We start from the raw sequence: 20527 nt of genomic DNA on the forward strand, positions 1-20527 counted from the left end.
ACGTAGGACAACTAAAATGAAAAACCCGATTGGCTGGTTTGAAATTTATGTGGATGACTTATCTCGTGCCAAACAATTTTATGAATCTGTTTTTAATATTCAATTAACTGAATTAACTCCACCAGCGGATGATAATTCACTGCAAATGTGGGCTTTCCCCTCAGACATGCAAGCCTATGGTGCTTCAGGTGCCCTGGTGAAAATGCCTGGCCTATCTGCAGGAGGAAACAGTACCTTAATCTATTTTTCATGTGATGATTGTGCGAATGAAGCGAGCCGGCTTGTTGAGTCTGGCGGAAAAATTCATGAAGCAAAAACGGCCATTGGTGAATATGGTTTTATTGTGCTGGCCTTTGATAGCGAAGGAAATATGATTGGCCTACATTCCATGACGTGAAATAGATGAAGCCCCAAATTTTCACTTAGGTTGTTTGAATTTTTGTATTAAACCTTTTCCTCTATCATCAATCAGACTTGAAAAATCGATAAAAAGCCCGATATAAAGAATAAGAACAGATACGCGCTGTATGTTTCTTTTTATTGATGATTTGAAATTGCATGGTCATCTGATTCTCCAGACGGATGACCTTTTATCGCAGTTCTCGCTACTTGGGAACTGCGTTTTTTATTGCTCAAAATACATTAAGGTTTCAATAAATGCTGTACCAACCCATCGATCACATTCGCCATTTTGGTCAAATTCAACGTTGCTAAGCGGTCTGCTTTGGTATGGTAGTGACCATTTCGATAAAATGCGGTATCGGTAATCATGACTGCGGGAATATCAAACTCCCAATAATTCAAATGATCTGAAAAATCAAAAGTATTGGCAAAGCTCGGAGCAACCAAACGCTGACATTCTAACTGATCAAGTTGCTGCATCGCTGCACAATAGCCTGCGCCTAAGTCACGTGAGCTCACGTTACTCACTGTCGCAATAAAATTACCATGGGTTGGATAAATCCACTTTAAGCCCACAGGATAGCTTTGGATGGGTTGTTCGCTAAAGAACCCGATCATTTCTAAAATATACACACCTTTAATCTTATCTTTTTGTGACTGAACCGATTTCGCATGCACATAGCTGCCCATTTGTTCAGTTTTAGAAAACGGTGGTTCTTCTAAACTATAGAACACGAAGTCCACATTGTTAGGCAGTTTAGACTTTAGCTCCGCCAAAATACGCGCCGTTTCAATTACCCCTGCAACGCCAGAGGCATTGTCATCTGCACCATCTTGATCGCCAAAGACGTCATAATGTGCCCCAACAATCACGCGGTCTGCCCGTCCGACGTTTAAGCTACACACTACATTTCGGTAAATTTGCTGATTGGCCGTAAAGTTTTGATAGTGACACGGAACGCCCAATAAGCGCATTTGTTCTTTGATCCATGCAGAGACACGGTTTAGTTCATCAAGGTTTTTATAGTTACGTGCTTTGCCCTGACCAATCACTTGCTCTAAATAAACTTGTAGATTTTGTTCATCAGCCATTTTGACGTTGCTTGCAAATACCTGCACTGTGAAAGCACCCAGTACAACAATCAACAAAAAAGCCTGTTTTTTTAAAGTTTTGAGCCACATTGTTATTATTCCAAGTATTTCTTATTCCTCTCATCTGTTGAATTAAGCAACATTAGTTCAGTGAATTCAATTGCATTTTGTTTCGTCTCACTACAAAGCCTTGCTTTCACCGTTATAATGAATCGTCTCCTTATACATGCCCCATTATGAAAATCCGTATTCTGACCATTGGTCAAAAAATGCCAGCGTGGGTACTGACTGGTTTTGAAGATTATTTCAAACGTATTCAACCTTTTGTGCAAACGCAAATTATTGAACTGCCAATGGCAAAGCGCGGTAAAAATGATTCAGAAGCAGATATTTTAAAATACCGTCAAATTGAAGGTGATAGCATTTTAAATGCAATGAAAGGCAACGAAGTGCTGATTGCTTTAGAAGTCGGTGGTCGTGAGTTTAGCACCGAAAAACTGGCAGAAACCATGAAAGGATGGATGCTTGAGGGCAATGATATTGTACTGGCAATTGGTGGGCCTGACGGTCACTCTGAAGCAGTACGTAAAGCAGCTGCTTGGCATTGGTCTTTATCCAAACTGACCTTACCTCACCCGATGGTTCGCGTGATGCTGATTGAACAGCTTTATCGTGCGATGAGTATTAACCATAATCACCCTTATCATCGTGCAGGTTAAGCTCAAGCAATGTTCCATTTCTGGAACAATACGTTGATATTTCCCCCATTACACAGATGATAAGAATCTGACAAAATTCTTTTCACCTTCTCCTATTAGGCTTTCACAATGAACTTACAAACGCTACCCGGCTTATTCATTTCTCATGGCTCACCCATGCTTGCGTTGAATCCAGAGCAAGTTGGGCCTGCGTTGCATCGTTTGGGTCTAAACTTACCGACACCACAAGCAATTGTGATTATGTCCGCGCACTGGGAAAGTAACTCACTTGAAGTAAGTACTGCAGTCCGTCCTGAGACATGGCATGACTTTCGAGGCTTTCCTGCTGAACTTTATGAAATTCGATATCCAGCACCCGGTCAGCCTGTTTTAGCCGAAGAAATTCTACATTTATTGGCAGAAGCGGGTTTTTCAGCTCATGCAAACAGTACCCGTCCGCGTGATCATGGCGTTTGGATGCCTTTACTCCATATGTATCCAGATGCAGACATCCCTGTGGTGGAAATTTCACTCCCGATGAATCTGTCGGCAGAGGAGATTTATAAAATTGGACAAACCCTTGCGCCACTACGCGAGCAGCAGGTCTTGCTCATTGGCTCAGGGAGTATTACCCATAACTTAGCCGAGTTGTCTTGGCATGGTCAGTCACAAGCGGTACCTGAGTGGGCATCGACGTTTCGTAATCATGTCGTCGCGAAACTTAGCCATCAGGACTTTGACGCCATTTTAGACTGGGAATCGATTCCTTTTGTCCGTCGTAATCACCCAACGTTGGAACACTTTGCCCCAATATTCTTTGCAATGGGTACAGGTCATCGTTTTAATATTGTACATAGCAGTTTTACCATGGGTGCACTGGGCATGGACATTTACCGTTTTGATTAATGTATAAATTTTACTTATATATTAACAAAAAAATATTTATGGATACATTTTGAAACCCAAAAGAACTGAATGTATCCATTCTTTTAAAAACAACATCGGATATGATGTATCTTTTTATTTTAAATCAAGAACTTGTAACCCATGAAATTAAAATATTTAGCGATTGCCCTTTTCCCACTCGCACTGGCTGCTTGCCAATCATCTGATATTCAAAAAGTAGGAGATTTGGCTGTGTCTGTACTACAACAACAAAATGCAGATCAAACACTCGCAAACTACCATTGGAGTGCGAACACCGTGGATGCGCCTAAACCTTTGGTTTTAAACTTTGACAAACAAGCAGGTCGTTTAGGCATTGCAACCAGTTGTAACGGTATGGGTACCAGTTGGAAAGTTGAGAATAATCAAATCGTCACGGGTAACCTGATGGCGACTCAAATGGCATGTGAACCAAAAGCCATGGCTCAAGAAGGCGTTGCAGCAGATTTATTTGACAACCGTAAGGCACCGTTTGTTTTAAACCTAAATGATCCTGATGCACCAACACTAACCGTGGTATCGGCAAAAGGTGAAAAAATTGTATTCACAGGTAAGCAAACTGCTGAATCGAAATATCAAAGCCAAGGTGAAACTGTTTTCTTAGAAATTTCACCTGAAACTAAAACATGTTCTGCAGGTGTTGCCCGTATGGAATGCCTACAAGTTCGTGAAGTTAAATATGCTGAAAATGGCGTAAAAACACAGGTCGATAAAGACTGGACGTTATTCTATAACCATATCGATGGTTTCACCCACAATCCGAAAGAGCGTCAAATCGTGCGTGTTAAACGTTATGAAATTGCCAACCCTGCGGCTGACCAATCAAAATATGCTTATGTTCAAGACATGATTATTGAACGTGAAGCGGTCAAAGGTTCATTGTAATCGTCAATGACCTAGAAAAAAACCGAGGCCTAAAGCCTCGGTTTTTTTATTGGAATTTTTCTAAGTGTATATAAACTTAGAATACGCCTTGAGCAAGCATTGCATCTGCAACTTTGACAAAGCCTGCAATGTTGGCACCATTGACATAGTTCACAGTACCATCTGCTTGTGTACCGTATTTCACACAGTTACGGTGAATTTCTTTCATAATCGCATGTAAACGCTCATCGACTTCTTCAAAAGTCCAACCCAAACGCAAAGCATTTTGTGACATTTCTAAGCCAGAAGTCGCAACACCACCCGCGTTCGATGCTTTACCTGGTGCGTATAAAATTTTCGCTTCAACGAATTTTTCGACTGCATCTAAGGTAGAAGGCATGTTTGCCCCTTCAGCGACACAAATCACTCCATTTGCAAGGAGCACTTCAGCATCCGCCTGATCTAACTCATTTTGAGTTGCACATGGCAATGCGATATCACATGGAATAGACCATGGACGCTGACCTTCTAAGTATTCAAAACCATGCTTAGACGCAAACTCAGAGATACGACCGCGCTTCACATTTTTCAGTTCCATCACTTCAGCAAGTAAAGCATCGGTAAAGCCTGCTTTTACATATACAGTACCCGCAGAGTCAGACAATGAAACGACTTTTGCACCTAGATACATTGCTTTTTCAGCAGCGTATTGTGCTACGTTACCAGAACCAGAAATCGTGACTGTTTTGCCTTGGAAGCAGTCGCCACGTGTTTTCAGCATTTCTTCAGCAAAATACACTGTTCCGTAGCCCGTTGCTTCAGGACGCGCCAAAGAACCACCAAAGGTCAAACCTTTACCCGTAAACACAGATGAAGTGTCATTGCTCAACTTCTTCATCATGCCAGCCATATAACCCACTTCACGTCCACCCACACCAATATCACCCGCAGGGATATCCGTATTAGAACCTAGGTGACGGTATAGCTCAATCATTAGCGCTTGGCAGAAACGCATAATTTCGCCTTCAGACTTACCCTTAGGATCAAAGTCTGAACCCCCTTTACCACCACCCATTGGCAGTGTGGTTAACGCATTTTTAAAGGTTTGCTCAAAGCCTAAAAATTTTAGGATCGAGAGATTCACCGATGGATGAAAACGCATACCACCTTTAAATGGACCAATAGCCGAGTTGTATTGAACACGGAAAGCACGGTTTACATGGGTTTGACCTTGATCATCCACCCATGAAACACGGAATTGAATTGCACGCTCTGGCTCAACCAAACGCTCTAGCAAACCGTGGTCTGCATAACGAGGATTTTTTTCAATGAACGGCCAAAGACTGGTCATGACTTCCTCTACCGCTTGTAGAAACTCGGGTTGATGTTCATCACGTGTTTTCACGTAATCTAAAAACTCATTAAGGCTGTTATATTTCAACGCTTAATCCTCAGCAGAAAATGGATCAAAATTGGTCAAACTTTATAAACAATGTTAAATTTTGGCGCAAACAATTAAATATCTTTTACCAACAATTCACAACACATTTCTTTTAAAAAACATATTTATCATTTATATAACAATTATTTATATAAAATATACCTAGAAATTGGTTATAAAAAACACCAATGAAAACACAGGCTTAAAATCTTTTTTTGCTCAAAAATGATGCAGTTAATGAACCATTTTAGAACACAGGATTAATCAAAAAAAACATGGTAAAATTCAGTGATCTACCTATTTCTTCTAATATCTCTGCAAATTCATCTGCAGGATTGGTTTACGCATGAATTCGCACATTTCCCTGATCCAAAATATCGATGCTCTCCTTCCCCAAACCCAATGTGGACTCTGCGGACATCGTGATGGATGTCTGCCTTATGCCCAAGCCATCAGCGAAGGTGAAGCAGCCAATAAATGTGTACCCGGCGGGCAGCCTGTAGCCGATGCATTGGCTCAGTTGCTAAACCGACCAGCATTAATTGCAGAGGAAAGTGTTTGGCCTATTCAAGCCGATGGCCGCCCACAGAGAATGAAAGCAATCATTCGTGAAGATGAATGCATTGGTTGTACCAAATGTATTAGTGCCTGTCCTGTAGACGCCATTGTTGGCTCGGGTAAACTCATGCACAGTATTTTGACTGACCTGTGTACAGGCTGTGAACTGTGTATTCCGCCTTGTCCTGTTGACTGTATTGACCTTATTCCAGATGTAAGCGGTATACCGACGGAAATCTTGCGCAAAGCTGAGCAAGATGATTTAAGACAACGCTATTACGCGCACATTCAGCGTGAAGAAAAACAGCGTCTACACCGTAAAGGTCCAGTAGTTCGTGCAGAAATTGATACGGCGTTATTTGCCCAGTTTTCAGCACAGAACGATGCTGTACCTGATATTCAAATCCTCGACAAAGAGCCAGAAATGGCAGCAAAGCTCGATGCAAAAGCCACCATTGAGCTGGCGAAATTACGTGTACAAATCAAAAAACTAGAAAAGCAGCTCAGCGTGCGTGAAGATACGAAAAAACGTCTGTTGTTAGATGACTTAACCCAACAGCTTCATCAGTTACAGGGAGCTTAAGCATGCTCACTACAAGCGGAAAACCCGTAAAAAGCATGACCAAAAAGCAAATCCAAATCTTTTTTGAACGTTTACGCGCGCAACGTCCAAATCCCAAAACTGAATTGAATTATTCGAGTCCTTTTGAGCTGTTGGTGGCTGTGACCTTGTCTGCTCAGGCGACGGATGTGAGTGTCAACAAGGCTACAGATAAACTCTTTCCAGTCGCCAATACACCTGAAACGATTTATGCCTTAGGGGTCGATGGTTTAAAAACCTACATTAAAACCATAGGCTTATATAATGCAAAGGCTGAGAATGTCATTAAAGCCTGTAAGATACTGATTGAAAAACATAACAGCATCGTGCCAAACAACCGTGCCGATTTAGAAGCTTTGCCCGGTGTAGGACGAAAAACCGCCAATGTGGTCTTAAATACTGCTTTTGGACAACCCACCATGGCGGTCGATACGCATATTTTTCGTTTAGGCAATCGTACAGGGTTAGCGGTCGGCAAAAATGTGCTTGAAGTCGAACACCGTTTAGTTAAAGTCATACCGAAAGAATTTATTGTTGACTCGCATCATTGGCTGATTTTACATGGTCGATACTGCTGTATCGCACGCAAACCGAAATGCCATGAGTGTATTGTTTCAGATGTGTGTAACTGGCCAGATCGTTTTGAATTTGGTGCAGCACGTATTGCCACAACGACGATAGAAGCTGAACATTAAAGTTCAGTTTTTTTATTGTTGATTTGATTTATCTTTTAAGTCTTGCTGCAACTTCGGATGTAACTGACGTTCTGGTTGCTTCTTCGACATTTTTTCTTGTTTACTGACATCGCGTAGCATTTTTACGCTAATGTAAAACAAACCCACCAATACCGCCGCAGCAACAATAATTAAAACAATGATTCCAACTTGTGCCACACGCAACTCCATTTTTAGAGGATCAAGAAAAAGAGCCCTAATATGACTTAGAGCTCTTTCAATGTCAAAACATTGCCATGTTTAAAACATGCAATTATTTGTCTTGATCAAGAATCGCGAACAAATCTGCTTGTACTTCGTCAATTGGACGTAAACCATTCAGCTTGTCGTAGGTTGGTGCATTTTCACCAGACGCTGCGCGACCTTGGTAGAAACCAACCAACTGTTCAGTTTCAGTGTGGTATGAACCTAAACGCTTACGAATCGTTGCTTCTTGGTCATCTGGACGCTGTACCAGCTCTTCACCAGTTTCGTCGTCCTTACCTTCCACTTTAGGTGGATTGTAAACGATGTGATAAACACGGCCTGATGCAGGGTGCTGACGGCGACCAGAAAGACGTTGTACGATTTCTTCGTCAGGAACATCAATTTCAATCACGTGATCAATGTTGATGCCTTCATTTTCAAGCGCTTCGGCTTGAGGAATGGTACGTGGGAAACCATCAAAGATACAGCCATTTACACAGTCAGGTTGCGCAATACGTTCTTTCACTAAACCAATGATCAGTTCATCAGATACAAGACCACCATTGTCCATCACGCTTTTAGCTTGTAGACCGAGTTCAGTTCCTTCACGAATTGCAGCACGGAGCATATCACCGGTTGAAATTTGTGGGACATTGTAGCGCTTACAGATCAACTGAGCTTGTGTACCTTTACCTGCTCCAGGTGGTCCGAGTAAGATAATGCGCATAAAAAAACATCCTCATTTAAACAATGTATTTGACACTTTAGTACATGCCGACAAATTCGACATATTTTTAGCATCTAATTATAAGAAAGCTACAAACAAATGTATTGTACCCGCAATGAAGCCCGTTACCCCACCCAATAAAATCAAAATCCATTCGTCTTCCTGAAATGCAGGACGTAATAAGTTTTGAAATTCTTTCGGTGTTAGCTCTCGAATACGGTCTCTAAACATTTGATAGATTTTCTGTGCACGGCTCGCATTGAACGCTGGGTCGCATACAGGCACCATCGTAATTTCAATTGAACGATCAATCAAGTCCGTCTTGAGTTTTGCGTATTCACGTGGCCCCAAAGACAGCTGCAAAGATGTTCTCACCAATGGCGTTTCCATGATTTCATTAATATGACGTTTGACAATACGACGGGTCTTGTCTTTTTTATTGCCATACATCATTTCAGTCATGATGGATTTTAACGTAATCAGGTCTTCTGTGACTACACTTGCAAACACATCAGACACTTCTTCTTGGCGCTTCATGAAAGCGCCTTGTACATTATAAGTCCCAATGCGCGGAATCACAGGTTTAATCCATGGAAACTTACGATCTTTTGTTAATTCAGTCAGTTGTAAGTATCGAACATAGTGTGGCTCAATTGGATTAAACACCATCCAAATCGCAATCCAGTTGGTTAAGAAGCCCCATACCGCGGCCCAAAATGGCACGGTCCAATGCCATGGCACCACAAACCAAACAATCATTTGGAAGATACCAAAGAACATGCCAATGAGGGCACTAATATGCCAAATAAAGTTGATTTCTTTCTGACCCACTTTCAAGAACATACGCACCATTAGTCTGCGGTCACCTTCCATTTGGCTGACCACCATATCGCGCATATCCACAAGTGACTCGACGTTCATGGTCAGTTCGGTCACTAATTCTCTGAGCACAGCCGGAAGCTGTTTGTGTGCCTGTGCATAAATTCGACGCTTAATCGAATAAGGTAAGTTTTCCCAAAGCACTGCATTGCGGTCAATCATAACTTCATCAATCAGGTGCTCAAGTTCAAAACCAACTTGCTCACCAATGATCCGCGCCATATCCTCAGGATCCATTGCATCTAAAAATTCACGCAAAGAACCAAGCTTAGATAAGGTGTTATCCGTAATGATGCCTGAAATACGCCCCGCTTTTCTAGGCACAATGCCCTGCCACCCCACAGGCAAAGGCCCAATATGAAAACCCCAAAATGTAATCGGGTAAAAGACCATTTTCAGGGCCATCCAAACGTGCGCCCAAGTCACAAAAGCAGTCACAGGAATAATGCTGAGTACAGCCCAAAAATCGGGTCGATTCAAAAAGGTTTGCCACAACTGATTGACGTACTCAAGCATGCATAACTTCCATATTTAATTTTATTAACTGAATTATATAGCGTTTTAAAAAAGATATTGTGTCTATAAACCGAAACTTAGAGTATAGGAAAATTGTAGTCTCGGTTCAGTTTCTGCAACCACATAACCCGATTTGGCTTCGAGTTTTTCGCCTGCACCAATCCCTACACTGAAAGTGCTGATTCGTTCAGGACTAAGTAACACATAAGCAAGATCTACACCACCACCAAGGCGAGATTCGTACTCGCCATCTACTTTCTTGCTGTCAATATGCCCTGCGTAAACACCGAGATAATAGCCATTTTTATCTTTACCAGTAAAATGAACTGGAAATCTAAAACCCAGCTGACCACCTACAGGGTAATCATCATTGATAAATACCCCAGCTTTTGCGTATGCAATGCCATAAGGATTCACCCACTCCAAATTGGTGTGCAGTAATTTATGCGTTACACCAGCCCCTACATTCCACGTTTGAGCACTGCCAGCAGGAATTTTCGCATCTGGCAAAAAGGAATTATCTTGAGCGTAGGCTACGTTTGCACAGGCAACAAGTGCCAACACTGGATAAATTCTTGTCATTATTGTCACCATTATCCGTAATGTTATTTTAGTAATTGGTCCCTTTTTACAGGATTTTGACTGTAGCAGAATTTATAAAACACTTATATACAGCAATTTATATTTTTGATGTCTATAAAGTCAAAATTTAGGCAAAAATGAAAAGCAGAAGCAGCGATAACAAATATCAAAACAGTGTGACATGCGTTAGAATAGCGCGCAGGTATTTTCCTCTTTATCCATGTGTTTAAGTCGATTTGGTATGAAACAGCACTTTCCTTTAAAAAATGTCCAACAAGAAAAGCGCATTTTTCGAAATCGTACCTTTATTTCCATGGGTATTGTGGTTTTCTTCTTGCTGATTTTAGTCACTCGCTATGCCTATTTGCAGCTGGTTCAATTTGACGAGTTTTCAACTGCATCCGATCAAAACCGTATCCGCCTACAACCTTTAGCCCCTGCACGTGGTTATATTTATGACCGCAATGGTGTGCTGTTGGCGGACAACTATCCTGTCTTTACCGCGACGATGAGTCGAGCGGATGTGACGGATATTGATGCTACGATTGAACGTTTAACGCCAATCTTAGAACTCACACCAGATGATATTGAACGCTTTAACAGTCGTATTAAAGCCTCACGTAAAACTGAACGCGTTTCCATTAAACTTAATCTCAATGAAAATGATATCGCTCGCTTTAGCGAAGTTAAGTATCAATTCCCTGGGGTTAATATCGAAACCCAGATGACGCGCTACTATCCACATGGTGAGCTATTTGCCCATGTGATTGGTTATGTAGGTCGAATTAACGATAAAGAATTAAAAAGTATCAATAAAGATTTGTATGCGGGCACTAACCTGATTGGTAAAATTGGGGTAGAAAACTCCTATGAAGATTTGCTACATGGTGTGCCAGGAAATGAGTCGGTCGAAGCCGATGCGCACGGTAACGTGTTGCGCCATTTAGGTCGCAAAGAACCCGTTCGTGGTAATGACTTATATCTTTCACTCGATTATGGCTTGCAGACGGTTGCCTCAGAGCAGCTTGCAGGTCGTCGTGGTGCAATCGTGGCGATGGATCCACGTACAGGTGAAATTCTGGCCTTGGTCTCAAGTCCAAGTTTTAACCCTAACCTGTTTGTCACCGGCATTAGTCATACCGACTATAGCGGTTTACGCGATAACCTCGATCAACCGCTATATAACCGTGCTGTACAAGGCGCTTACCCACCCGGCTCAACCATTAAACCGATGTTTGGTTTAGGTGGTATTCATTATGGCTTAATTGATTGGGGCACGGCCATTTCCGATCATGGCTATTTCACACTTCCGGGCGATTCGCATAAATTCCGCGACTGGAAAAAGTCAGGACACGGCGTAGTCAACTTGCATAAATCACAAGTAGTCTCTTGCGATACCTTCTTCTACATTCTGTCGTTCCGTATGGGCATTGAAAAAATGAACACATGGATGCGCCAGTTTGGCTTTGGTGAAAAAACTGGTGTAGATTTACCAAGTGAAAGTACAGGCCTTTACCCAAACCCCGAATGGAAAATGCGTACCCGAGATGCCAAGTGGCTCAAAGGGGAAACCATTTCAGTAAGTATTGGACAAGGTGCTTTTACAGCAACACCGCTGCAATTGGCCATGGCAACAGCCATTACCGCCAACCATGGTTCACATGTGATTCCGCATGTTTTACAAACAAGTAAAGGCGCAAAACCACATAAAGACTTAAATGCACCTGATGGCAGAATCCAGTTCAATGGCACCGATCAAGACTGGATACAAATGCGTGATGCCATGGTCGATGTCATTGAAACAGGGACTGGACGTGGCATTCGCACGCCAATGTATAAAATTGCAGGTAAAACCGGTACGGCACAAGTCAAAAGTATTGCCCAAGGCAAACGCTACAATGAAGCCCTGTTAACCGAACGGCAGTTAGACCACGGTTTATTCGTGGGCTTTGCACCTGCGGAAAACCCTGAAATTGCGATTGCAGTAGTGTGGGAAAATGGTCGTCATGGTGGTTCTGCGGCACAGCTGGCTCGTCCGATCTTAGACTACTGGCTGCTCACACGTCATAAAAATCCAATTCGTCCACAAAACCATCAAATTAGTGGTGGTTTGATGACAGCGGGGATTAAACCGGGTGAATTACCAAGTGGTAGCACGCCACCAGCGACCACAACTGGGACAAGTGCAGCTACGCCAATCAGTACTTCCAATACAGCACCCGCTTCAACAACGGCAAATACAAGCCGTTCAGCTACACCACCTTCTGCACCTGTGGAGTCAGACTAATTATGAAAAACCAACTCCGCATCATTGGAGGGGACTGGAAACGTCGTCAACTGCCTTTTGCCAATATTGAAGGTTTACGCCCTACGCCTGATCGCGTACGTGAAACTTTGTTTAATTGGCTCATGTGGGATGTACAAAATACCAATGTTTTGGATATTTGTGCAGGTTCAGGTGCGTTGGCATTTGAAGCCTTATCACGTGGTGCATCAAAAGTAGTGATGATTGAACCTGACCGCAGTCAAGCACAGTTTTTAACGCAAAACTTGGAACTCCTTAAAGTACCTAAGTCCCGTGCCCAGTTAAAAGTAGCGACTGCACAGCAAACATTAGCCACCTTAAAAGAACAGTTTGATTTGGTCTTTTTAGACCCGCCGTATAGCCTAGAGCTATGGGAAGAATTGGCCCTCTTGGCTGATCCTCTGATTCAAAATAATGGCTATATTTATGTGGAAGCCGATCGAGATTTAAATCTATTAAAACTCCCAACGTCGTGGGTGCAAATAAAGAGCACCAAAGCTGGGACTGTTCGCGCAGGCTTATATCAAAAGAAAGTGGCGGTTTGTCCATAATCTAGACACTTTTATGCCCTTTTGATTTACGCCATCACGAAAGAAAGTGGTCTTAGCGAATATTAGTGTGGTTCTGAGCTACGCTATGTATGAAGATCAATATACATATTCAAAATCAAGCTAAGGTTTCAGTCATTTTACATGTCTAAAACTATGTAGACCGATCAAAAAACCGTACACTCGCTAAAATTTTAAATATATCGCATATGACTTGGTTTATCTTTATCTTAGGTGCAATGGTGGCGGGTTTTGTACAGGGACTCACAGGCTTTGCATTTGCCTTAATCGCCATGTCATTTTGGGTCTGGATCCTGGCACCTCAGCTCGCAGCGCCTCTGGTGGTGTTCGCCTCAGTCTGGAGTCACCTGATTTCCTTAAAGTCAGAATCTGCCTTTCAACTTGATAAAAGCCTCGTTGCACCTTATATCCTTGCAGGTCTGATTGGCGTTCCATTGGGAACCTATCTATTAGACATCATTCAAGCACAGACCTTTAAACTGATACTAGGAATTTTTTTGATTCTTTGGTGTCCATTGATGCTACTTAATCCCCAGATTCGCTTCATTCAAAACTCTGGAAAATACGCCGATAGCAGTATTGGTTTTCTTGGGGGTGTATTGGGTGGGGTGGGAGGCTTTTGTGGCTCACTGCCTTCAGCTTGGGTCATGTTAAAAAACCTTCCTAAAGAGCAACAGCGCTCAATTTTAAGGCATTTTAATTTCGCCATTCAGCTATTCACCTTACTCACCTATCTGCTCCGCGGAAATTTAAACTTGCAACATTTACCCTATATGGGCATCTTACTTTTGAGTGTGAGTCTACCAGCCATGCTCGGCGCGCAATTGTTTTATAAAATTTCTGAGCGGCAGTTCAAACATACGGTACTGGGTTTATTGTTTAGTTCAGGCTGTTTTCTATGTATCAGCTATCGCTTTCTGTAGTGCTATAAAACCTAACTCTGAACTTTGGCAATGGCTTGGACCAGCAATTGTGTGTTTTGTGTCAAAATAGGCTTATCTTTAAACAACTTGGCACTACTAGACTTCCTCCAGCTTCACAAATCTTTATACAATTGGCGCACCTTCCAACCCACCGCCCACCATATATGAAACTGCCTCTTGCACTACTGAGTCTTTGCTTTATCAGTGCTTGCTCCATAAGCTCATCCAAAGAAATAAAACAAGCCGAAAAACTTCTCCAATCTTTTGACTGTCAAAATATAGAGCGCGATCAGGCAGACCACAGCAGTATGACCAGTTATCATGAACAAGTGCTTGCCAGCAGCAAACAAAAAGCCCAATCCTATGTAGAAAGCTATCAACATGGCGATCAAATTTTTGACCTACCCCTGCCCGAAGTGATTGAAACACAGCTACAAAGTTATACGGCCGCATGCCAGTCACTAGGTGGGGTTTTACCCAATCCCCAGCAAAACCCTTGAATACAGTTAGCAATAAAAAAGACAGCTCGAAAGCTGTCTTTTTTAATTTAATATGACTTAAATTTGAAATTAAGACACAGTTGAGTCGTTGTGATAGCGAGTATCGACACTGAAATCTTGAGGAAATTTAGCAGAAATTTGCGCATAAAATGCCATAATTTCAGCCATATCTTTTTCATAGTCACCCGTAGGATAAATAATTTTACCCACTCCAGTTTTTTTCTTCGCATAGTCCATATAGGCCAACGCAATTGGAACACCTGCACTAACTGCAACATGGTAAAAACCTGTTTTCCACTGTTCCTGCTTGGCACGTGTCCCTTCAGGGGTGACCAACATCACCAACTTAGGGTGTTCTTTAAAAAGATCACTCATGAGTTGCACCATACTTGGACGTGGTTCACCTTCATGCTTCGGACGACGGTCAATACCTATCCCGCCCATTGCACGAACAAATGGCCCAAATGGCAGTTTCATATAGCTGTCTTTAATAGTGATACGGACATGCACACCTAAGGCCTTTAATGCCAAACGAGCGTACAGCGCATCCCAATTGCTGGTATGTGGCGCTGCAATCATCACACATTGATCGATATTCAAATCCCAATGATTATCAATCTTCCACCCCATTAAGGCTAAACTTTGTTCTGCAAGCTTTTCGAACACAAAAAATACCACATTACTGAAAATCCGCGCCGATTCTAGCAATGCTGCTGATCAAATACACGGCGAGACGCTCAATAAAACAACAATTAATCTATAAACGTATATTTTATTTAATTCCAAATATTTCAAGAAAAAACAGGGTCTTTGAGATTAAAGGTAAAAATACGTGAATAGTATTCTTTATTGAAGATACAGAAGCACTCACAGATCTTCACAGATTCATTTCCTGCACTCCTGTAAGGTAAAACTAAACATTGAATAATATCAGGTGCTGTATATGCAAAAGACTGTTTTAGCACTATGCCTATCTTTCACCATGTTAACTGCATGCTCAAAGCCAAATGAAAACAATCCTCCACCAGATCACAATGTCACGGCATCTCTGGACGACAGTGCTAGCGCAACCGTGATGGATACACCAGACACAGCAAATGCCTTAGATTGGGTAGGCACATATCAAGGGGTTCTGCCCTGTCACGATTGTTCTGGGATCGACACTGAACTTGAACTGACCTTAGATCATCATTTTGTGCTGAAACAAAAATTTTTAGGCAAATCGAATAATAATTATGTCAATGAAGTGAAAGGCTCATTTCAATTTTTGACTGGCTCTGATCAACTGATACAGCTCGACTCATCAGGTGATAGCCGTATTTATTATATTGGTGCGCAATTTATTGAGATGCGTGGCGATAAAGGCCAAGTACTGGATCAACCTGAGTTCAACTTTAAACTCACCAAATCCTTAGAATAGACACTCGCAACATCATGCATGATTTAAATTACTTATTTGTATGTCGCAGCATGAACTCCCCCAAACATCAAAAAGGTGGCTGAATTACTTCGGCTCCCTTTTTTCATAATTTACTTCTTTTGGCTCTGCAAATTTTTAATTAACTCACTAAAATCAAGTGTTGCAGCTTTTTGTACAGGTGGATAATCCATCAAAGATTTAATGTGTGAACCCAGTAATGCTTGTAAGGGTTCAGAAATCCATTGCTTGGTTTGAATAATATCTGAACGGTCTCTGATACTATCAAAAGTCTCAAATGGGTCTTGGCGAAGGTTGTACATCACTGGAAATTTTTGCTTTTGATATTGGTCGTAATAATTTTCACTGGTTTCAAAATGAACTTTCCATTGATTAATACGAACTGCACGTAAAATCGATTCATGATAGTACAGAAAATTATCTCGCATACTCTCTTTTGATTTTCCCGTCCAATAGTCGATATTGTTTACACCATCAATAATTTGCTTACGATTGGTTTTCATTTCCTCGACTACATTTTTATTCCCTGCGACATTCGCCAAAGTTGTAAACAGATCCATATGCGACTGAATGCCGTGTTTCACTTGTCCCGCAGGAATATGTCCCGGCCACCGCACCATCATTGGAAAACGGACTCCCCCTTCATAGGTCGTCATTTTTTCACCACGGAACGGTGTGGTTCCACCATGATTTTTTGCACTGTGCTCAGGGCCATTATCAGTGGTATAAACAATGATGGTGTTATCCAACACCCCCATCTTCTTCATATCATCCAAGAGTTGACCGACTTGCATATCGTGTTCAACCATACCACTGCCGTATAAATCATCTTCTGAGGTGGCTTTGGCAGCTAAGTAACGATGCTCAGGACGTAAATGGGTAAACATATGCATACGACTTGGATTCAGCCACACAAAAAACGGCTTGTCCGATTTTTTACTACGCTTCATGAAGTCTACACTGGCAGCAATGAACTCATCATCCACCGTTTCCATACGTTTACGGGTTAAAGGGCCTGAGTCTTTACACTTTTGTTTACCCATCACACCAAAACGAGGATCGATAGTTCCATCATTATCGTTGGACGAATAACAGTGTAATACACCACGCGTTCCATACTGATTCACAAATTCAGGATCTTTTGGATAATCATACTGTTCAGGAAATTCTTCAGTATTTAAGTGATATAAATTACCAAAGAATTCATCAAAACCATGTACTGTCGGTAAGCTATCATTTCGATCACCCAAATGATTTTTACCAAACTGACCACTCATATAACCTAACGGTTTGAGTACTTCTGCCAAAGTCGGTGTTGCAGCTTTAATCCCTAAAGGTGAACCTGGACGACCGACTGTCGTCATACCTGAACGAATTGGATACTGACCTGTAATAAATGCTGCACGTCCAGCGGTTGAACTTGGCTGTGCATAGTGATCGGTAAACATCACGCCTTCTTGGGCAATACGATCAATATTCGGCGTGTCATAGCCCATAACACCATGACTATAAGCACTGACGTTCTGCCAGCCTACATCATCGGACATAATCACCAAAATATTGGGTGGTTTCGCCATGAGTGCTGTTGAAAGTAATGCTCCACCTACCAGAGCTAAAGAGCGAGAAATTAAGTTTTTTTGCATGGTATTTTCCTTAAATACATTCGTATAAAACGAATTTTCATCCTTGTTTCAAACCCAATTGGCACTACACACAGAACAATATCAGTGCCTTAAAAATTTAATTTTTAGAAAAATGCTTTTCTAAAAACTAGTGACAATAGCTCCCTAATGCAGTCGTATCCGTTTAGCAATTTCATTCTTTGACAATAGCGCTGTATGAAAAAAACGTTTTAAACCTGAGCAAAGATAATGTAGACCGGCCTCTCCATCCGGGGTCTTGAGGAAACGGTCTTTTGGACAATCTCCCCAGCAATATTGAAGATATGGACATTTTTGGCAGTATTCTGGCAGTGACTTGGATTTGGCATATGCAAATTTCTTTTGTTGCTCAGAAAAAACCAAATCACCTTGGTGAATCTCGTGAATATTGCCCAATTTGTACTCGGGATAAACAAAGTGGTCACAAGAAAATAAGTCGCCATTGTGTTCAACCGCCAAGGATTTGCCACAAATTTGACCCGACACACATTTCTGCGCCCCATAGCCAAACATCATGGAAACCATGTTTTCAAACTGATCAACAAAGACCTGCCCAAAGTCTTTCTGTAACCATTCTTTCCACACAGTTGAAAGGAATATGCCCCAATCATCGGCAGCAATCGACCAGTCTGTCACCACAGAGTCTGAGCTGCCCGGCTGCGCTGCTGAACTGCCCAATTTAGGTAAATCTTGAGGATTCCAATGGCCTGGTGCTGTTCGCTGAAACTGGGCACTTTCCATTCCTGGAATCAGTTGAATCATACGCGGTTGCACCTGATCGCGGATAAAACGATAAACCTCTAAAGGTCGTCTCGCATTATCACGGTTCACCACACATAAGGCATTAAATGGGATTTGATACTGGCGTAATAACGCAGCAGCCTGCATGACTTTGGCATGCGTCGGTTTTCCACCTTTGTTATAGCGATGGATATCATGTAACTCGGCAGGCCCATCTATGGATAAACCCACCAAAAAATCATGCTGTTTTAAAAATGCGCACCAGTCTTCATCCAGTAACGTACCATTGGTCTGCAAATCATTTTCAATACGTTGATGAGGTTTGGCATATTTCTTTTGCAGCTCAACCACTCTTTCAAAAAAGGCTAAGCCCATCAGCGTCGGTTCGCCACCTTGCCAACTAAAAATAACTTCATTGCCCGTTTGCGCTTCGATATATTGCTTAATATGTAACTCAAGCATCGACTCAGACATACGTGGAACTTTTGGTTGCTGTAACATGTCTTGTTTATGCAAATAGAAGCAATAACTACAGTCTAAATTGCACTGTGCCCCAGTGGGTTTGATCATCACGTGATAGCGATAGGTTTGTCCCTGCACTTGCAGGCTTCTTAAAGGCGGAGATTCAGCTTGTATAGGTATCATTCGCATTTTAGAGTCCTCATTTTTTTCAGCGTTCAGGCACAAATTCACAACTGTACAAAACCATGTACACAAGTTATTTTGCGAAAAAAGATCTGGTAGTTTCATTCCATTCACTGCATGAAGTCGGCTAAAGACCCAAGCCATTTTTTGTTTTGAATGGATTAACCAGAGTGATTATTGCCGTTAAACATGCAACAGGAAGGCTGCTATACGATGACCTTGCAAATCTTTTGATAATTTCAATGTTTTATAATTCATTCTCTTCTTATCCCTAAGCTTAATTTTCATCAGCAAAACCACTGTGTAAGAGTAAAAATCAACAGCCAATTCCAATTTTGGCCTACTGAAAAATACTGACCCATCTCACACAGTTGCATTGCTTGGTAGAGCACGTTATCAAACTTTGAAAACAGAGAAACCACTCAAAAGAATGGTAATTGCATTTTTTATGGTCTCTTTTTATTAAAGCTTTCTTCGGATGCAGATCATGTTCTAAAACTTATTATTCTTTAGTGGGTCCATGATGAATAAGCTCATAAAAGTAGGTTTTCTAATTTATTTTCTTAAAACTTATTCGAGAAATATATAGATATCCTTAGATTGCACAGCAGCTATATGAACTTAATGTAAAATTGATATTGAGATGTGTTCAATCATGAATGTACTTGCTCAATTTAACAGAGAATGTTTTGAAATTGTCAATAATCAGGGGTGTCTATTTGTTCGAGGCTTTGTTGCACAAAGCCGCCTAATACCAGAACAATAAGAGAATAGGAAAAATCCTATATCCTACTCAATTCAGGCAGTTCAGCTCAATCCACTTTGAATAATTGATAGTAGCGTAAAAAATTCATACCAATACAATACCTCGAAAAGGCTGTTTTGTTAAAGATGTTCATTCAAAGTGGGTTTTTTATAAAACCTATTGCTAGTAAGTCCAAAAAGTAATTGTAAAGATTATTATCAAGATCATAAAAAACATAGATACTTTAATGTAATTCCATAGTTTTTTATGGTGATCTATAATGTATATACTTGTTTCAAAATTAATATTACTAAATATTAAGAAACTTCTTTTTTTTAAAAAAAATTCTAAAGAATTTCTGGAAAAAAAATCTATTACATTAATCATCATAACTGCTGTTACAACCAACTCAATGTTAGATATATCCATAGATTTTTTTTTATAAATATTTATACCGAAAATTTTCTTCTTTAATATTTCATTACTATTTATATATTTTGATGCCATTTGATGGAATATAGCCCAAAAGATAATACTTAATATTAGTGAAATAACTATTAAATCTTTTATATTCATTTTAATCTTTCATACCCATATTCTACAACTGCTTGACCTGTTACTCCACCAACATATCCTCCGATAAGAGTAGGCGAATTCAAACATGAGGTGCGACAGTTTCAAAAGCCTTATGATAATCAACAAGCTGAGCAAATTTCTCTAATGGTGTAAGCCAATCTAACGCCTTTCTAGGACGAGTATTCAGTGACATGGCAAC

The 20527-nt window shown here is 41.1% G+C and carries 21 protein-coding genes and 1 pseudogene; 11 read left to right on the forward strand and 11 right to left on the reverse strand.

The features are described from left to right. Positions 1-16: 16 nt before the first annotated feature. Complete coding sequence (locus MF4640_RS13305; protein ID WP_004980894.1) at positions 17-397, forward strand: VOC family protein; 381 nt, start codon at positions 17-19, stop codon at positions 395-397. A gap of 245 nt (positions 398-642) precedes the next feature. Here MF4640_RS13305 and MF4640_RS13310 read toward each other — a convergent pair whose 3' ends face one another. After that, positions 643-1584, reverse strand: a complete 942-nt coding sequence (locus tag MF4640_RS13310; RefSeq protein ID WP_078389896.1) for a M28 family peptidase — start codon at positions 1582-1584, stop codon at positions 643-645. 146 nt (positions 1585-1730) lie between these two features. Between MF4640_RS13310 and rlmH the strand changes: the two genes are divergently transcribed. The 3 genes from rlmH to MF4640_RS13325 all read left to right on the forward strand — a co-directional run bounded on the left by rlmH (position 1731) and on the right by MF4640_RS13325 (position 4022). After that, positions 1731-2213 carry a 23S rRNA (pseudouridine(1915)-N(3))-methyltransferase RlmH gene (gene rlmH, locus MF4640_RS13315; protein ID WP_004980899.1) on the forward strand — a complete coding sequence of 161 codons (483 nt, stop codon included), beginning with the start codon at positions 1731-1733 and terminating at the stop codon, positions 2211-2213. Between the two features lie 108 nt (positions 2214-2321). After that, the gene (locus MF4640_RS13320; RefSeq protein WP_078389897.1) at positions 2322-3098 is read left to right on the forward strand and encodes a dioxygenase; all 777 of its coding nucleotides are present in this window, start codon (positions 2322-2324) and stop codon (positions 3096-3098) included. Between the two features lie 141 nt (positions 3099-3239). Then, positions 3240-4022 (forward strand): META and DUF4377 domain-containing protein, encoded by a 783-nt coding sequence (locus MF4640_RS13325; protein ID WP_078389898.1) that lies wholly within the window; start codon positions 3240-3242, stop codon positions 4020-4022. Positions 4023-4098: 76 nt separating this feature from the next. Here the strand turns inward: MF4640_RS13325 and gdhA are convergent, their stop codons facing one another. After that, positions 4099-5442 (reverse strand): NADP-specific glutamate dehydrogenase, encoded by a 1344-nt coding sequence (gdhA, locus tag MF4640_RS13330; RefSeq protein WP_004980905.1) that lies wholly within the window; start codon positions 5440-5442, stop codon positions 4099-4101. A gap of 346 nt (positions 5443-5788) precedes the next feature. On the opposite strand from gdhA, the gene MF4640_RS13335 reads away from it, so the two are divergent. Both MF4640_RS13335 and nth read left to right on the forward strand, forming a co-directional pair. Then, positions 5789-6583 carry an RnfABCDGE type electron transport complex subunit B gene (locus tag MF4640_RS13335; RefSeq protein WP_078389899.1) on the forward strand — a complete coding sequence of 265 codons (795 nt, stop codon included), beginning with the start codon at positions 5789-5791 and terminating at the stop codon, positions 6581-6583. 2 nt (positions 6584-6585) lie between these two features. Then, the gene (gene nth / locus MF4640_RS13340) at positions 6586-7296 is read left to right on the forward strand and encodes an endonuclease III (RefSeq protein WP_078389900.1); all 711 of its coding nucleotides are present in this window, start codon (positions 6586-6588) and stop codon (positions 7294-7296) included. Positions 7297-7308: 12 nt separating this feature from the next. Here the strand turns inward: nth and MF4640_RS13345 are convergent, their stop codons facing one another. From MF4640_RS13345 to MF4640_RS13360, 4 genes are all read right to left on the reverse strand, one after another. Beyond that, a complete protein-coding gene (locus MF4640_RS13345; RefSeq protein ID WP_078389901.1) occupies positions 7309-7506 on the reverse strand; it encodes a hypothetical protein in 198 nt (65 codons plus the stop codon). Between the two features lie 82 nt (positions 7507-7588). Further along, a complete protein-coding gene (gene adk / locus MF4640_RS13350; protein ID WP_004980915.1) occupies positions 7589-8248 on the reverse strand; it encodes an adenylate kinase in 660 nt (219 codons plus the stop codon). Positions 8249-8326: 78 nt separating this feature from the next. After that, positions 8327-9643 carry a hypothetical protein gene (locus MF4640_RS13355; protein WP_004694304.1) on the reverse strand — a complete coding sequence of 439 codons (1317 nt, stop codon included), beginning with the start codon at positions 9641-9643 and terminating at the stop codon, positions 8327-8329. Positions 9644-9706: 63 nt separating this feature from the next. Further along, positions 9707-10225: a hypothetical protein gene (locus MF4640_RS13360; RefSeq protein ID WP_078389902.1), complete on the reverse strand. Its 519-nt coding sequence runs from the start codon at positions 10223-10225 to the stop codon at positions 9707-9709. A 241-nt stretch (positions 10226-10466) separates the two neighbouring features. Between MF4640_RS13360 and mrdA the strand changes: the two genes are divergently transcribed. The 4 genes from mrdA to MF4640_RS13380 all read left to right on the forward strand — a co-directional run bounded on the left by mrdA (position 10467) and on the right by MF4640_RS13380 (position 14522). Next, positions 10467-12512: a penicillin-binding protein 2 gene (gene mrdA / locus MF4640_RS13365; protein WP_078389908.1), complete on the forward strand. Its 2046-nt coding sequence runs from the start codon at positions 10467-10469 to the stop codon at positions 12510-12512. Between the two features lie 2 nt (positions 12513-12514). Then, a complete protein-coding gene (gene rsmD, locus MF4640_RS13370; RefSeq protein ID WP_078389903.1) occupies positions 12515-13081 on the forward strand; it encodes a 16S rRNA (guanine(966)-N(2))-methyltransferase RsmD in 567 nt (188 codons plus the stop codon). Between the two features lie 206 nt (positions 13082-13287). Beyond that, on the forward strand, positions 13288-14022 hold the full coding sequence (locus tag MF4640_RS13375) for a sulfite exporter TauE/SafE family protein (RefSeq protein WP_078389904.1): 735 nt from the start codon (positions 13288-13290) through the stop codon (positions 14020-14022). Between the two features lie 164 nt (positions 14023-14186). Continuing rightward, positions 14187-14522, forward strand: a complete 336-nt coding sequence (locus tag MF4640_RS13380) for a hypothetical protein (RefSeq protein WP_004980926.1) — start codon at positions 14187-14189, stop codon at positions 14520-14522. A 69-nt stretch (positions 14523-14591) separates the two neighbouring features. On the opposite strand, the gene MF4640_RS13385 is transcribed toward MF4640_RS13380, so the two are convergent. Then, a complete protein-coding gene (locus MF4640_RS13385; RefSeq protein ID WP_171263891.1) occupies positions 14592-15188 on the reverse strand; it encodes a 1-acyl-sn-glycerol-3-phosphate acyltransferase in 597 nt (198 codons plus the stop codon). Positions 15189-15465: 277 nt separating this feature from the next. Between MF4640_RS13385 and MF4640_RS13390 the strand changes: the two genes are divergently transcribed. Beyond that, on the forward strand, positions 15466-15942 hold the full coding sequence (locus MF4640_RS13390; protein WP_078389905.1) for a copper resistance protein NlpE: 477 nt from the start codon (positions 15466-15468) through the stop codon (positions 15940-15942). Positions 15943-16052: 110 nt separating this feature from the next. Here the strand turns inward: MF4640_RS13390 and MF4640_RS13395 are convergent, their stop codons facing one another. The 4 genes and pseudogenes from MF4640_RS13395 to MF4640_RS19040 all read right to left on the reverse strand — a co-directional run. Further along, complete coding sequence (locus MF4640_RS13395; protein ID WP_171263892.1) at positions 16053-17603, reverse strand: arylsulfatase; 1551 nt, start codon at positions 17601-17603, stop codon at positions 16053-16055. Positions 17604-17747: 144 nt separating this feature from the next. Further along, entirely contained in the window at positions 17748-19013 is a 1266-nt protein-coding gene (locus tag MF4640_RS13400; protein WP_078389906.1) for an anaerobic sulfatase maturase, read from the reverse strand. Between the two features lie 922 nt (positions 19014-19935). Further along, complete coding sequence (locus MF4640_RS13405) at positions 19936-20328, reverse strand: hypothetical protein (protein ID WP_078389907.1); 393 nt, start codon at positions 20326-20328, stop codon at positions 19936-19938. Between the two features lie 79 nt (positions 20329-20407). Continuing rightward, a pseudogene (locus tag MF4640_RS19040) lies at positions 20408-20527 on the reverse strand (IS30 family transposase); the annotation flags it as partial.

It is taken from the genome of Acinetobacter sp. MF4640, assembly GCF_002018895.1.
In the GTDB taxonomy this organism is placed as follows: domain Bacteria; phylum Pseudomonadota; class Gammaproteobacteria; order Pseudomonadales; family Moraxellaceae; genus Acinetobacter; species Acinetobacter johnsonii.

What these genes read in the sequence shown, in the direction of transcription:
- MF4640_RS13305 (WP_004980894.1), top strand. Translation starts at nt 17, where the DNA reads ATGAAAAACCCGATTGGCTGGTTTGAAATTTATGTGGATGACTTATCT.
- MF4640_RS13310 (WP_078389896.1), bottom strand. Translation starts at nt 1,584, where the DNA reads ATGTGGCTCAAAACTTTAAAAAAACAGGCTTTTTTGTTGATTGTTGTA.
- rlmH (WP_004980899.1), top strand. Translation starts at nt 1,731, where the DNA reads ATGAAAATCCGTATTCTGACCATTGGTCAAAAAATGCCAGCGTGGGTA.
- MF4640_RS13320 (WP_078389897.1), top strand. Translation starts at nt 2,322, where the DNA reads ATGAACTTACAAACGCTACCCGGCTTATTCATTTCTCATGGCTCACCC.
- MF4640_RS13325 (WP_078389898.1), top strand. Translation starts at nt 3,240, where the DNA reads ATGAAATTAAAATATTTAGCGATTGCCCTTTTCCCACTCGCACTGGCT.
- MF4640_RS13335 (WP_078389899.1), top strand. Translation starts at nt 5,789, where the DNA reads ATGAATTCGCACATTTCCCTGATCCAAAATATCGATGCTCTCCTTCCC.
- nth (WP_078389900.1), top strand. Translation starts at nt 6,586, where the DNA reads ATGCTCACTACAAGCGGAAAACCCGTAAAAAGCATGACCAAAAAGCAA.
- MF4640_RS13345 (WP_078389901.1), bottom strand. Translation starts at nt 7,506, where the DNA reads ATGGAGTTGCGTGTGGCACAAGTTGGAATCATTGTTTTAATTATTGTT.
- adk (WP_004980915.1), bottom strand. Translation starts at nt 8,248, where the DNA reads ATGCGCATTATCTTACTCGGACCACCTGGAGCAGGTAAAGGTACACAA.
- MF4640_RS13355 (WP_004694304.1), bottom strand. Translation starts at nt 9,643, where the DNA reads ATGCTTGAGTACGTCAATCAGTTGTGGCAAACCTTTTTGAATCGACCC.
- MF4640_RS13360 (WP_078389902.1), bottom strand. Translation starts at nt 10,225, where the DNA reads ATGACAAGAATTTATCCAGTGTTGGCACTTGTTGCCTGTGCAAACGTA.
- mrdA (WP_078389908.1), top strand. Translation starts at nt 10,467, where the DNA reads ATGAAACAGCACTTTCCTTTAAAAAATGTCCAACAAGAAAAGCGCATT.
- rsmD (WP_078389903.1), top strand. Translation starts at nt 12,515, where the DNA reads ATGAAAAACCAACTCCGCATCATTGGAGGGGACTGGAAACGTCGTCAA.
- MF4640_RS13375 (WP_078389904.1), top strand. Translation starts at nt 13,288, where the DNA reads ATGACTTGGTTTATCTTTATCTTAGGTGCAATGGTGGCGGGTTTTGTA.
- MF4640_RS13380 (WP_004980926.1), top strand. Translation starts at nt 14,187, where the DNA reads ATGAAACTGCCTCTTGCACTACTGAGTCTTTGCTTTATCAGTGCTTGC.
- MF4640_RS13390 (WP_078389905.1), top strand. Translation starts at nt 15,466, where the DNA reads ATGCAAAAGACTGTTTTAGCACTATGCCTATCTTTCACCATGTTAACT.
- MF4640_RS13395 (WP_171263892.1), bottom strand. Translation starts at nt 17,603, where the DNA reads ATGCAAAAAAACTTAATTTCTCGCTCTTTAGCTCTGGTAGGTGGAGCA.
- MF4640_RS13400 (WP_078389906.1), bottom strand. Translation starts at nt 19,013, where the DNA reads ATGCGAATGATACCTATACAAGCTGAATCTCCGCCTTTAAGAAGCCTG.
- MF4640_RS13405 (WP_078389907.1), bottom strand. Translation starts at nt 20,328, where the DNA reads ATGAATATAAAAGATTTAATAGTTATTTCACTAATATTAAGTATTATC.